At 71.8% G+C, this 12767-nt stretch carries 14 protein-coding genes; 5 read left to right on the top strand and 9 right to left on the bottom strand.

Annotated elements, in window-relative coordinates; translation table 11 throughout:
- Nucleotides 1-141 precede the first annotated feature (141 nt).
- Genes ACIBK3_RS43415 through ACIBK3_RS43405 form a run of 3 tightly spaced genes read left to right on the top strand, consistent with a single transcriptional unit; the run spans nt 142 to nt 3004 of the window.
- Nucleotides 142-1302 (top strand): 5-(carboxyamino)imidazole ribonucleotide synthase, encoded by a 1161-nt coding sequence (locus ACIBK3_RS43415; RefSeq protein WP_399373896.1) that lies wholly within the window; start codon nt 142-144, stop codon nt 1300-1302.
- Nucleotides 1299-1820: a 5-(carboxyamino)imidazole ribonucleotide mutase gene (gene purE / locus ACIBK3_RS43410; protein ID WP_399373894.1), complete on the top strand. Its 522-nt coding sequence runs from the start codon at nt 1299-1301 to the stop codon at nt 1818-1820. The genes ACIBK3_RS43415 and purE overlap by 4 nt, the downstream gene beginning before the upstream one ends.
- Nucleotides 1821-1825: 5 nt before the next feature.
- Complete coding sequence (locus ACIBK3_RS43405; RefSeq protein WP_399373975.1) at nt 1826-3004, top strand: dipeptidase; 1179 nt, start codon at nt 1826-1828, stop codon at nt 3002-3004.
- 32 nt (nt 3005-3036) lie between these two features.
- On the opposite strand, the gene ACIBK3_RS43400 is transcribed toward ACIBK3_RS43405, so the two are convergent.
- The gene (locus tag ACIBK3_RS43400) at nt 3037-3846 is read right to left on the bottom strand and encodes a response regulator transcription factor (protein WP_399373892.1); all 810 of its coding nucleotides are present in this window, start codon (nt 3844-3846) and stop codon (nt 3037-3039) included.
- Nucleotides 3847-3902: 56 nt separating this feature from the next.
- Between ACIBK3_RS43400 and ACIBK3_RS43395 the strand changes: the two genes are divergently transcribed.
- Nucleotides 3903-5027: a dipeptidase gene (locus ACIBK3_RS43395; RefSeq protein ID WP_399373891.1), complete on the top strand. Its 1125-nt coding sequence runs from the start codon at nt 3903-3905 to the stop codon at nt 5025-5027.
- Nucleotides 5028-5037: 10 nt separating this feature from the next.
- Here the strand turns inward: ACIBK3_RS43395 and ACIBK3_RS43390 are convergent, their stop codons facing one another.
- The gene (locus ACIBK3_RS43390; protein WP_399373890.1) at nt 5038-5430 is read right to left on the bottom strand and encodes a VOC family protein; all 393 of its coding nucleotides are present in this window, start codon (nt 5428-5430) and stop codon (nt 5038-5040) included.
- Nucleotides 5431-5465: 35 nt separating this feature from the next.
- On the bottom strand, nt 5466-5825 hold the full coding sequence (locus ACIBK3_RS43385; RefSeq protein ID WP_399373889.1) for a VOC family protein: 360 nt from the start codon (nt 5823-5825) through the stop codon (nt 5466-5468).
- Nucleotides 5826-5915: 90 nt separating this feature from the next.
- Between ACIBK3_RS43385 and ACIBK3_RS43380 the strand changes: the two genes are divergently transcribed.
- Complete coding sequence (locus tag ACIBK3_RS43380; protein WP_399373888.1) at nt 5916-6419, top strand: CGNR zinc finger domain-containing protein; 504 nt, start codon at nt 5916-5918, stop codon at nt 6417-6419.
- A 35-nt stretch (nt 6420-6454) separates the two neighbouring features.
- On the opposite strand, the gene ACIBK3_RS43375 is transcribed toward ACIBK3_RS43380, so the two are convergent.
- From ACIBK3_RS43375 to ACIBK3_RS43350, 6 genes are all read right to left on the bottom strand, one after another.
- Nucleotides 6455-7225 carry a cupredoxin family copper-binding protein gene (locus ACIBK3_RS43375; RefSeq protein ID WP_399373887.1) on the bottom strand — a complete coding sequence of 257 codons (771 nt, stop codon included), beginning with the start codon at nt 7223-7225 and terminating at the stop codon, nt 6455-6457.
- On the bottom strand, nt 7222-7803 hold the full coding sequence (locus ACIBK3_RS43370; RefSeq protein ID WP_399373886.1) for a hypothetical protein: 582 nt from the start codon (nt 7801-7803) through the stop codon (nt 7222-7224). The genes ACIBK3_RS43375 and ACIBK3_RS43370 overlap by 4 nt, the downstream gene beginning before the upstream one ends.
- Before the next feature lie 119 nt (nt 7804-7922).
- Complete coding sequence (locus ACIBK3_RS43365; RefSeq protein WP_399373885.1) at nt 7923-8924, bottom strand: plastocyanin/azurin family copper-binding protein; 1002 nt, start codon at nt 8922-8924, stop codon at nt 7923-7925.
- 27 nt (nt 8925-8951) lie between these two features.
- The gene (locus tag ACIBK3_RS43360) at nt 8952-10295 is read right to left on the bottom strand and encodes a copper resistance CopC/CopD family protein (RefSeq protein ID WP_399373883.1); all 1344 of its coding nucleotides are present in this window, start codon (nt 10293-10295) and stop codon (nt 8952-8954) included.
- The gene (locus ACIBK3_RS43355) at nt 10292-10936 is read right to left on the bottom strand and encodes a hypothetical protein (RefSeq protein ID WP_399373881.1); all 645 of its coding nucleotides are present in this window, start codon (nt 10934-10936) and stop codon (nt 10292-10294) included. The genes ACIBK3_RS43360 and ACIBK3_RS43355 overlap by 4 nt, the downstream gene beginning before the upstream one ends.
- A 400-nt stretch (nt 10937-11336) precedes the next feature.
- The gene (locus ACIBK3_RS43350) at nt 11337-12680 is read right to left on the bottom strand and encodes a UDP-glucose dehydrogenase family protein (protein WP_399373880.1); all 1344 of its coding nucleotides are present in this window, start codon (nt 12678-12680) and stop codon (nt 11337-11339) included.
- Nucleotides 12681-12767 lie beyond the last annotated feature (87 nt).

The raw sequence follows: 12767 nt of genomic DNA, 5'->3' as shown, positions 1-12767 counted from the left end.
CCCCGTCCCTAGGTTTTCGTCAACTCAGCCATGCTAACCACCCCCCATGAGTGATCGCCTGTGGACTGCCTCATAGCTCGGCAAAGACCGGCTCGGAGGGCGGGAAACCGGCCACCATGGCGCGGCCGATACCCTAGGAGCGTGACGTTCCCGGTAGTCGGCATGGTCGGCGGTGGCCAGCTCGCGCGTATGACACACGAAGCGGGCATCCCGTTGGGCATCAGGTTCAAGCTTCTCAGTGACACTCCCCAGGATTCCGCGGCGCAGGTCGTGAGCGATGTCGTCATCGGCGACTATCGCGACCTCGACACGCTGCGTGACTTCGCGCGCGGGTGCGATGTGATCACCTTCGATCACGAACACGTCCCCACCGAGCACCTCCGGGCGCTGGAGGCGGACGGCATCCCCGTCCGCCCCGGCCCGGACGCGCTCGTGCACGCCCAGGACAAGGGCGTGATGCGGGCGAGACTCGACGCGATCGGGGTGCCGTGCCCGCGGCACCGGATCGTGAGCGACCCGGCCGACGTGGCCGCGTTCGCGGCGGAGGGTCTTCCCGAGGGAGCCGAGGGGGACGGTTTCCCCGTCGTCCTCAAGACCGTCCGCGGCGGTTACGACGGCAAGGGCGTGTGGGTCGTCGACAACGTGGCTCAGGCCGAGGAACCGTTCCGTGCCGGCGTCCCCGTCCTTGCCGAGGAGAAGGTCGACTTCGTCCGCGAGCTGGCCGCCAACGTCGTGCGCTCCCCGCACGGCCAGGCTGTGGCGTACCCGGTGGTGGAGTCCCAGCAGGTCAACGGTGTCTGCGACACGGTGATCGCGCCCGCTCCCGACCTCGACCAGGGCCTGGCCCTGAGGGCCGAGGAGATGGCACTGAGCATCGCCAAGGAACTGGACGTGGTCGGCCACCTCGCCGTCGAGCTGTTCCAGACCCGCGACGGACGCATCCTCGTCAACGAACTCGCGATGCGCCCGCACAACTCCGGCCACTGGTCCATGGACGGCGCGATAACGTCCCAGTTCGCCAACCACGTCCGGGCCGTCCTCGACCTCCCGCTCGGCGACCCGCGCCCGCGCGCCCCGTGGACGGTCATGGTCAACGTCCTGGGCGGCGACTACCCGGACATGTACTCCGCGTACCTGCACTGCATGGCCCGCGACCCCCAGCTCAAGATCCACATGTACGGCAAGGACGTGAAGCCCGGCCGCAAGGTGGGGCACGTCAACACCTACGGCGACGACCTGGACGACGTGCTGGAACGCGCCCGTCACGCAGCCGGCTACCTGAGAGGCACGATCACCGAATGAGCGTTGTTGGCATCGTCATGGGGTCCGACTCCGACTGGCCCGTCATGGAGGCCGCCGCCCAGGCCCTCGACGAGTTCGAGATCGCGTACGAGGTGGACGTCGTCTCCGCGCACCGGATGCCGCGCGAGATGATCACGTACGGCGAGCAGGCGGCCGAGCGCGGGCTGAAGGTGATCATCGCGGGCGCGGGCGGCGCGGCCCACCTGCCCGGCATGCTCGCGTCCGTGACCCCGCTGCCGGTGATCGGCGTCCCGGTGCCCCTGAAGTACCTCGACGGCATGGACTCGCTGCTGTCGATCGTGCAGATGCCGGCCGGTGTCCCGGTCGCCACGGTCTCCGTGGCCGGCGCCCGCAACGCGGGTCTGCTCGCGGCCCGGATCCTGGCCACGCACGACGAGGAACTCCTCGGCCGGATGCGGGAGTTCCAGCAGGAGCTGAACGACCAGGCCGCCGAGAAGGGCAAGCGGCTGCGCGCCAAGGCCGAGGGGTCGGGCAACGGCTTCGGCTTCGGGCAGTGACGGCCGTGAACTCCGTGGAGAGCGCCCGGGAACTCCTGCGCGAGTTCCCGGTCGTCGACGGCCACAACGACCTGCCCTGGGCGCTGCGCGAACAGGTCCGCTACGACCTCGACGCCCGCGACATCGCCACCGCCCAGAACGCCCACCTGCACACCGACATCCCCCGGCTGCGCGCGGGCGGCGTCGGCGCGCAGTACTGGTCGGTGTACGTCCGCTCGGACCTGCCCGACCCGGTCCCGGCGACGCTGGAACAGATCGACTGCGTACGGCAGTTGCTGGCGCGCTACCCGCGGGACCTGCGCCCGGCGCTGACGGCGGCGGACATGGAGACGGCCCGGGACGAGGGCCGTATCGCCTCGCTCATGGGAGCGGAGGGCGGCCACTCCATCGCCGACTCCCTCGGCACGCTGCGGGCGTTGTACCGGCTCGGCGTGCGCTACCTGACGCTCACCCACAACGACAACGTGGCGTGGGCGGACTCGGCGACCGACAAACCGGGAGTCGGCGGACTGTCGGCGTTCGGCCGTGAGGTCGTACGGGAGATGAACCGCCTCGGCATGCTGGTCGACCTCTCGCACGTGGCCGCCACGACCATGCGGGACGCGCTGGACACGTCGGCCGCCCCGGTGATCTTCTCCCACTCCTCGTCCCGGGCGGTCTGCGACCACCCCCGCAACGTCCCGGACGACGTCCTGGAACGCCTTCCCGTCAACGGCGGCATGGCGATGGTGACGTTCGTGCCGAAGTTCGTCCTCCAGGCGGCCGTGGACTGGACGGCCGCGGCCGACGAGAACATGAGCGCGCACGGCTTCCACCACCTCGACACCACCCCCGAGGCGATGAAGGTCCACCGGGCCTTCGAGGAGCGCAACCCCCGCCCGGTCGCCACGGTCTCGACGGTGGCCGACCACCTGGACCACATGCGCGAGGTCGCCGGTATCGACCACCTCGGCATCGGCGGCGACTACGACGGCACCGCCTTCACCCCTGACGGCCTGAACGACGTCTCCGGCTACCCCCACCTCATCGCCGAACTCCTCGACCGCGGCTGGTCCAGGCCCGACCTGGCCAAGCTGACCTGGCAGAACGCGGTCCGCGTGCTGGGCGCGGCGGAGGACGTGGCCCGGGACCTGCGGGCGACACGGGGGCCGTCCAACGCGACGATCGAGTCGCTGGACGGCTGAAGTCTCCGGAGGGAGAGCCGACGGGCTCGGCGTCAGCCGCGCGGCATCGTGTAGCCGACGCCGCGGACCGTCCGGATCAGCGACTGGCTCTCGTCGCCCAGCTTGCGGCGCAGGTAGTAGACGTACGTCTCCACGACCCCGGAGCGGGACGGTGTCCCCCAGACCCGCTCCAGGATCTGCTTCTTCGTGACCACCTGGCCGGCGTTGTCCATGAGGCAGCTCAGCAGCTCGAACTCCCGCAGCGACAGCTTCACCCGGCTGCCGTCCCGCCAGACCGCGCGGCGCTCCGCGTGCACCGTGAGGTTCCCGCTGCGCAGCAGCCGGCTCTCGTCGGCCAGATCCCGGGCCATCAGCTCCTGAAGGCGCGCGAGCGCGTCCGCGAGGGCGAACGGCTTGGTGACATGGCCGTCGGCGTTCGTCATCACCCGGCGCACCGCGGTCCCGGCCCGCGGGTCGTCGTCGCCGGAGAGGAACAGCACCGGCGCGTTCACCCCGGCGGCGCGCAGCCCGTCGTACGTCTCCAGGCCTTCGTCGTACGGCAGGGCCACGGACAGGACGACGACGTCGGGACGGGTGGAACGGCCGACGGGGATCGCGAACCGGCCGCGACTGGCCGCGTACACCTCGAAGCCCAGCTTGCTGAGCTCCGTGATCAGCGGCCGGGTGCGGGGGTCCGCGTCGATCACCAGGGCACGGACGGGGGTTGGACTTTGAAAGTTCACGTACGAGAGGACGACGATCCAGCCGCGATGGTGCCCGTCCGGTACCCCGAACGCCCCGCCCACCAGGAAGGCCCCCTGGCTCCGTGGGACGGTGGCGGTACTGCGATCAGGCGCGATCACGGCAAAGGACCGAGGCAACAGTTCACGGCAAAGGATCACGACATACGGAGCCCGCCATGGCAGACCTCCAGCACGAACTGCACCCCATCACCGAGGCCGGCGAGCTCGACGACCTGACGGAGCCCCTCCCCGACCCCTTCGAGGCGCCGTACGTCCCCGTCACCGACCCGGACGGCACGCCCCTGGAGCGGGCCCACGCCCTGCTGGCCGCCCATCCCGTCGCCGACGGCTACAGCGGGCTGCCCTGGGCGCTGCGCCACCGGCCCTGGTACGACCTGGAGCTCGGCGAGAGCGCCGTCGACACGGACGTACCGCGGCTGCGCGAGGGCCATGTCGGCGCGCTGCTGGGGTCCTTGCACCTGCCCGAGAGCCTCGACGGTGACCGGGCCGTCGGCGCCACCCTGGAACAGCTGGACCTGGTCAAGACGGTCGTCCGCAGGCACCCGGAGGGCCTGCGGCTGGCCTGCACCGCCGGCGAGACCACCGACGCCCGCAACTGCGGCCGGATCGCCGTACTGCTCGGGCCCGCCCAAGCCGCCGCCGTCGGCGACTCCCTCGGCATCCTGCGTTCCCTGAGCGCGCTCGGCCTGCGCGTCCTCACCCTGTCCGGGGTGTCCTGGGCCGGCGAGGCCGGGCTGACCCGGTTCGGCGAGGAGATGCTGCGTGAGATGAACCGCCTCGGCGTGGTCGCGGACCTCTCCGGCGCCTCCGAGGAGACCATCAGGCGGGCCCTCGCGCTGTCCAAGACGCCGGTCGTGTGCACCCGCTCCGCCGCCCGCGCCCTGCGCCCCCACCCGGCCAACCTCCCCGACGACCTGCTCGCCGAACTGGGCGCCGCGCAGGGGCTGTGCATGGTGCCGCTGACCGCCGAGCAGACCGGCCCCACCGTCCGGGACGTCGCCGACCACCTCGACCGGGTCCGGACGCTCGCGGGTCCGCAGTGCGTGGGCCTGTCCGGCACCTACGACTCCGGAACCGCCCACCCGCAGGAACTCGGCGACGCCTCCTGCTATCCGAACCTCATCGCCGAACTGCTCCAGCGCGACTGGAGCGAGCCCGACGTCGCCCTGCTGACCTGGGGCAACGTCCAACGCGTGCTGCGCGGCGCCGACTTCACCGCCCGCGCCGCGCAGCTGCGCCGAGAACCGTCGACGGCGAAGATCGCCGACCTGGACGGCTGACGTCCCGGTCCTAGAGCGGGTCGATCCGGCACAGGCAGAACGGGTGGCCGGCCGGATCGGCGTACACCCGGAAGTCCTTCTTCTCGTAGTCCTCCCGGTCCAGCACCCGCGCCCCCAGCGCGAGGACCTTCTCCTCCGCCGCGTCGATCTCCTCCCAGGTGGTCCCCGCGTCGAAGTCGAGGTGGAACTGCTGCGCGTTGCGGTCCGCGCGCGGCCACTCCGGCGCGGTGAGGCCGGGCGCCCGCTGGAAGGCCAGCCGCGGCCCGTCCGGGACGCGCAGGACGACCCAGTCGTCGTCCTCCGCCTCGGGGGTGCCGCCGCCGACCTGCGCGTAGAACTCGGCGAGCGCTCGCGGGTCGGGGCAGTCGACGACCACGGAACGGATACGTGCCACGGGTGCCATGAGATCCTCTCCTCCCAGTTCAGCGGGTCAGCAGCTCAGCCGGCGCAGAGACAGAACGGGTGCCCCGCCGGATCCGCGTAAACCCGGAAGGTCCGCGAGCGGTCCTCGACGTCCAGCGGCTTCGCGCCCAGCGCCAGTACCTCCTTCTCGGCCGCGTCCAGGTCCGGCACGGTGAGATCCAGATGGAACTGCTGCGAGTGGTCGGGAGAGGGCCACTTCGGCGGTACGTACCCCGGGGCGGCCTGGAACGCCAGGGCCTGTCCGTCGGGCAGCTTGAGGTCCACCCACTCTCCCTGGTCCTCCACGGTGCCGCCGAGCACGTCGGCGTAGAACCTGGCGAGGGCGTGAGGGTCGGGGCAGTCCAGGACGACGACGTCCAGCTTGGCGAGCGGCATGACTTCCTCCTCGAAGTCGCGGTTACCTGTAGAGCAGAGTAACCAGTAACGGTTACTGCATGCACCCCTATAAGCGGTAACGTCGCAAGCATGAGTGAGAGATCGCCCGCGCCCGGCGGTCTGGCCCTGGTCCAGTCCCTGGTGAACACCCTCGACATCGAGTCGGACGCCGACTCGCTGGACGGGCCGGAGGCCAGGGCACGGTTCGGACTGTCCGAGGACGAGGTACCCGGGGCACGCGAACTGCGCGAGTCCCTCCGGGCGACCCTCCTCGCCCACGCGGGCCACCCCCCGCACCGCGAGGTGACCCCGCTGGGCGAACTCCTGGCGGCGGCCCCGCTGGTGGTGACCGTCGACACGGCCGACGGCTCAGCCACCCTCGCCGCGGCCGACGAGGGCTCCCTGCTCTCCCGAGTCGCGGCGGCCATCGCCCAGTCCCTCGCCGACGGCACCTGGCCCCGCCTCAAGGCCTGCGAGGCTCCCGACTGCCACTGGGCGTACTACGACCGCAGCCCGGCCGGCCGCGGCCGCTGGTGCTCGATGCAGGTGTGCGGGGCCCGCGCGAAGATGCGGCGCTATCGGGCCAAGGCGTGACCGGCGGTCAAGCCCCGTACCGCCCCGGCGATCCCCTACCCCTCCTCCTTCCGGGGCGCCGAAGCCCTGGATCCCACCAGCAGCAGGCACAGCACCGCTACCCCGGCGACGATGCCGGCCAGGACGAGCAGGGGGTCCAGGGGGCGGGCCGTCGAGGCCGTGGTCTGGGTCGCCGGCATCTGCGCCGCCGGCGCGCCCTGCGATGACGGGGACGTCTGCGGCGCGGCCGCTCCCGGGGCGCTGGCGGACGGGGACGAGGACGAGCCCATGTCCATCGGCGGTGCGGAGCCGCCTGCCGGGGCTCGGGTCGGTGTCGTCGCCCCGCCTCCCGCCGAGGAGCCGCCGGAGGACCGCGACGAGCCCGACGAGCCCGACCCGCCTGAGGAGTTCGAGGAGTTCGAGCCTCCGCTGTGCTCGTGCGTCGGTGCCGGTGCCGCCGGGCGGACCGTGATGCCGGCCGTCATGTTCGGGTGGACGGTGCAGTAGTAGCCGTACGACCCGGCCGTGCTGAACGTGAAGCTCCAGCTCTGGCCCTTGTTCAGCATGGGGGAGTGGATCGAGACCGGGCCGGAGGTGGTCTTCACGTCGTGCGGTGCCGTGTCCTGGTTGGTCCAGGTCACCGTGGAGCCGACGGGGACGGACAGGCTCGCGGGCGAGAAGGCGTACCCCTTCATGGTCACGCTGAACGAGGCAGCCGACGCCTGCTGGGCCGGCAGCAACGGCAGCAACGGCAGGGCGACGAGGGTGAGGACGGCGGACACGGCGGCGCCCCGGGCCGCACGCCGTGCCGTCCCGGCCGCCCTCACGCGAACTCCGCCGCGACGAGCAGCCGCAGCCGGGTGGCCGGCCTGCGCCAGGGCAACCCGAACCCCGTGGCCCGGCGCAGCAGCCGGTACGGAAGCCGGGCCCGGCCCACGACGAGCAGCCGGTCGTCGGTCCGCTCGACCACCCGCAGCTTGAGCAGCACGGGGAAGGCGACGCCGTTCACCTCCAGGTCACCGGTCACCTGGAGCCGGCCGTACGCCTCGTCGACCCGCTCGGAGACGAGGGAGGCCGTGAGGTCACGGCCGCCGAACTCGAAGCGGAACGAGGGCAGGCCGGTGCCGGAGGAGGGGCCGGGCACCGTCTCGGCGAAGGTGTCGGCGAGGGCGGCGTCGGACGCGGTGCCGGACTCCGCCTCGGTGGAGCGGTCGGGCACGGTGAGGCTCGCCCCCGCCAGGGCCACGCGGCGGCGCAGCGTGGGCAACGGCCCGTACCAGGCGGTGAGTTCGACGAGCGAGCGGCCGGAGGCCACGGTGTACCGGCCGGGCAGGGGCCACCGGCGGTCGGCGTCGCCGCGCGAGTCCGGTGGCGGAGTAACGGTGGGCAGGGTGACGGTCGTCATCCCGGTCTCCTTGGAATGCGGTTCCCGATGCGTGGCTTGGGCGTGGAGAATGGACACGGGCGCCGCTCCGGCCGGCTGAGCCCCGGCCGGAGCGGCGTCTTTCCGTGTCGCGGATCGCGTCAGCAGTTGTCGGTGATGAAGTCCGTGGTGGGCGTGAGCATCTGCCCGGCCCAGACGGTGTGCATCTTCACGTAGCTGTCGGCGTTCAGCAGGTCGGTGACCTGCTGTCCGAGCGACTCACCCAGGTGCGCGTTGTTGACGTGGTTCAGCAGGGTGCTGAGCGTGCTGTCGAGCACCGTGCTGCCACCTGCGACGGCCGGCTTGAGGATGCTCTCGACCCAGACGGTGTGCGTCTTGATGTACGAGTCGAGCGCGAGCGCGTCCTGCACCTGCTCGCCCGGCGACCGCTCCAGGTGCGCCGAGTAGAGGTGCTGGAGGATCGGCATCAGCACGTCCTTGGCGCTGGCGCACTGCTCGTCGTCACCGGAACCGCCGCCCGTGCCACCGGTGCCGGTCGGCATCGGCATGCCGGTCGGCCCCGTGGTGGGCGTTCCGGTCGGCGTGGCCGTGGGGCCGGTCGTGGGCGTGCCCGTGGGAGCCGTCGTCGGGGTGGGCGCCGGCGTCGTACCGCCACCTCCGCCACCGGCCGCGACGACCTTCACGGACGAGACCATGTCCGGGTGCACCGCGCAGTAGTACTCGTACGTCCCCACCTTGGTGAACTTGTACGACCACGAGTCGCCCTTGTTCAGGGTGCCCGAGTCGAACTTGACCGGGGCCTTCGTCGTGGTGACCGTGTGCGGCACGCTGTCGTGGTTGGTCCACTGCACGGTCTGGCCGACCTCGACGACGAGCTGCTTCCCGTTGCCGAACTTGTTGCCCATGATGTCGACCTGGTAGTCCGCCTTGGCGGCGGCGGCCGGCCGGGCCTCGGCGGCAGCGGCGGGCGCCTGAGCCGCGCCCGCGTTCTGCACCGAGTCGGTCTTGGAGCCCGAGAGCGCGCTCAGCAGTCCGAGGCTGAGCACGGCGGCCAGCGCCGCACCCACCCCGGCGACCAGCAGGCCCCGGTTCCCGGTGGGCGGCGTGCGCCGCCGTTCACCGGTTTCATTGTTCTGCTTCACTACAACTCCTTTGTGCTTGTGGAGAGTTCAGCGGCCGGGGTCGGCCGTGACCAGCAGACTCGTCACGGCGAGCACGACGAGGACAAGCCCCGTCTCGGCCGCGACCGAGTAGCCGAAGGGCCGCACGGTGGCGGCGTCGCCGCGCAACAGCACGGCGAGATCGAGGCGGGTGCGCACCCACTGTCGGCTCGCGTAGGCGGCGAGCAGGACGCACCCGAGAACGACCGTCTTGAGCAGCAGCAGCTGCCCGTACGAGGTGTGCAGCAGGGCGTGGTAGGAGCCCACCACCTGCCAGGCGAGCACCAGCCCGGCGCAGACGATGCCGGTGACGCTCACGGCCGCGAGCCGCGAGTAGCCCGGTACCACCTCCGCCAGCTCCCCGGCCCGCCTGCGCGGCAGTACGGCCAGCGCGAGCATGGCCAGTCCGCCGATCCACAGGGAGGCGCCGAGCAGGTGGACGAAGTCGGCGACCGCGCCCCACGTGGGCTCGCCGCCCTCGGAGTTGTGGCCGGTCATCCCGGTGGTCCGCAGCAGGCCGAAGGTGACCGCGAGGGCGCCCACCCGCCAGCCCGGGGAGCGGGAGGTGCGGGCCCCGCCCTGGAGCAGCGCGCCGAGCACCACGGCCGCCAGCACCCACAGCAGGGTGCGCGCGGCGAGCACGATCCCCGGTTCGGTGGTCAGCATGTCGGCGTACGTCTCCAGGCGCAGGGCGTCCCGGAAGCCGCCGAGCGTGGTGTACGCGCCCTGGAGGCCGACACTGACGACCGTCGCCAGCAGTCCGGCGGTCCAGGCGAGCGCGAGCAGCGCCCGGGCCCGCGGCTCGTCCGCGCCGCGCGGCCACAGCAGCACGAGGAAGCCGAGCCCGCCGAGGAACACGGCGAGGGCGAGATAGCCGGTCCAGCGGGCGGCGACGAGGCCCTTGCGCACCGAGGGGGACGGTGTGGGAACGGGGGACGCGGCCTGGTCGCCGCCGGTCGTGGCGGCCTTCTCGGCCGGTGCGCCGATGCTGAGGGCGATCCGGCCGGAGGAGGGGTGCCCGTCCTCCTCGTCGACGACGGACCAGACGACGGCGAGGTCACCGTGTTCCGGTGCGGCGAGCGCGACCCGCACGGCACGGGTGCCGCCCTTCGCCGCCCGGGTCACCGGCAGCCGGTCGCCGTCCACCGTCAGCACCCGGACGTCGTCGAGGGCGACGGGCTCGTCGAAGGTGAGCGTGAGACGGTCCGGTGCCTTCTTGAGGTGCGCGCCGTCCTTGGGGGTGGAGGACACCAGTTCCGTGTGGGCCAAGGCGGCCTGGGGCGCGCCGACCAGGGCGTAGAGCAGCGGGGTGAGAAGGAACAGGAGCAGGGTGCGCCGAAGGCTTCGGGTCACGGGGTCGCCTCCGGCTGGGGGGAGGCGTCGATGCCGAGCAGCCCGGGCAGCGAGACGGGGGCGATACCGACACAGGGCGAGGGCTGCGGCTCGGGCGTCTCGTCCGTGCCGTCGAGCAGCCCGAACACGGGCTCGGTGAGCCCGCCGAGGAGCGGCCGCGCGAGGGTGACCTCGCCCTCCTGGCAGGTGTCGTCACCGGGCGTGGAGCCCGAGGGGGACGGGGTGGGCGTGGGGGAGGCGGAACCGGTGGGCGGGGCGCTCGACGGGCCGGGCTGACCGGCCCCGCCGGTACCGCCCGTGCCGCCGACGCCGCCGACGCCGCCCACCGGGCCACCGCTGCCGTAACCGGCGTCCCCGCCGATCCCGCCGTAGCCGGGCAACGCACCGCCGCCGGCCGGGAACTGGCCCGCGCCGGCTCCCGCGTCCTGGGCACCCGCCCCGCCCGGAGCGGCCGGCGTGGGGCTCACCGGTGCCGTGGCCGCGGGCGGCGGGGTCGGGGAGACGGCGGCCTCTCCGGAGGCGGAGGGGGCGCCGATGCCCGACGCGTAACCCAGCACGATCACCACGGCACCGACGAGCGCCCCCGCCACCAGTTCGTCGCGGTGATCCCCTGGCCACTCCGCCCTACGGAACAAGGGCATTTTCTCTCCTGGCATGGTCGGTTCAATCCACATGAAGGGTGTGGCGAATGACGACCAGTGGAGTGGAAGGGGGATTCCGCGTCGCTACGCGGTGGTTAACCGATTGTTGCCTGCCTCTCTTTCATGGGGGGCCCACCTGTGAGAACGGTCGATTCCGCATATCGCTCGAATGGAATTCGAACTCGTGATGATGATTATGCGGACGGATTGCATGTGCCGTGGGTGTGAAGGGCCCCTGCCAGGCGGGTAGTTGTCCATGGGGGAGCTCGCCGTCCGCAGGGACGGCGAAATTCGCACAGAGAAAATCCGCGGAGCACATCGGTTCTTCACCGAACCCGCGAGAATTCCCGAACCTGCCGCAAACCCGTCGGGAATTCGCGGAACTCGATATCGGAACGGCTCAGGCCTTCGGCCGGCCCATCGCCCGGTACGTCCAGCCGGCCTTCCGCCACAACTGAGGGTCGAGGGCGTTGCGCCCGTCCAGGATCAGCCGGGTCGCCGCGACCTCGCCGAGCGCCGCGGGGTCCAGCTCACGGAACTCCCGCCATTCGGTGAGGTGAAGTACGGCGTCCGCGCCCCGTACGGCCGCCACCGCGGAGTCGGCGTAGCCGAGCGTCGGGAAGACCCGGCGGGCGTTGTCCATGCCCTTCGGGTCGTACACCGTCACCTGGCCGCCCTGGAGGTGGATCTGCCCGGCGACATTGAGCGCGGGCGAGTCCCGGACGTCGTCCGAGTCCGGCTTGAAGGTGGCACCGAGCACCGCGATCCGCTTGCCCAGGAAAGGCCCGCCGCCCAGCGCCTGCCGGGCCAGCTCCACCATCTGACCGCGCTGGCGCATGTTGATCGAGTCGATCTCGCGCAGGAAGGTCAGTGCCTGGTCGGCACCGAGTTCACCGGCACGGGCCATGAAGGCGCGAATGTCCTTCGGCAGACACCCGCCGCCGAAGCCGATTCCGGCCCGCAGGAACTTCCTGCCGATCCGGTCGTCGTACCCGATGGCCTCGGCCAGTTTGGCGACATCGCCGCCGGCGGCCTCGCACATCTCCGCCATCGCGTTGATGAACGAGATCTTGGTCGCCAGGAAGGAGTTCGCGGAGGTCTTCACCAGCTCGGCGGTCGGGAAGTCGGTGACGACGAAAGGGGAGCCGTCGGCGATCGGACCGGCGTACACCTCGCGCAGCAGCTTCTCCGCCCGCTCGCTGCGTACGCCCACCACGATCCGGTCCGGGTGCAGCGTGTCCTCGACCGCGAAGCCCTCGCGGAGGAACTCCGGGTTCCAGGCCAGCTCGGCGTCCGCGCCGGCCGGGGAGTTCGCGGCCAGGTAGGCGGCGAGCCGGTCGGCGGACCCGACCGGCACCGTGGACTTGCCGACGACGAGCGCGGGCCCGGTCAGATGCGGGGCGAGCGAGGCGATCGCGGAGTCGACGTACGACATGTCGCAGGCGTACTCACCGTGCCGCTGGGGCGTGTTCACGCACACGAAGTGGACGTCACCGAAGGCCGCCGCCTCCGCGAAGTCCATGGTGAACCGCAGCCGGCCGGTGGAGCCCTCGATCCCGGCGACGTGCTTGCGCAGCAGATCCTCCAGGCCGGGCTCGTAGATGGGGACTTCGCCCCGTTGGAGCATCTCGATCTTCTCGGGCACCACATCGAGCCCCAGCACCTCGAACCCGAGGTCGGCCATGGCCGCGGCGTGCGTGGCGCCGAGGTAGCCGGTACCGATCACGGTGATCTTGAGGCTCATGGGTGCTCCAGGTGGGACGGCCGCGGGCGTGCGGTGGAGAGCATAGTCGGGGTGTGCGTACGAGCCTTGACGGGCAGCTTTCCCTTT

This window comes from Streptomyces sp. NPDC050287 (assembly GCF_044459385.1).
Lineage (GTDB): Bacteria > Actinomycetota > Actinomycetes > Streptomycetales > Streptomycetaceae > Streptomyces.
Note: the sequence above shows the minus strand (reverse complement) of the source record. Positions and strands in the feature narration are given on the sequence as shown.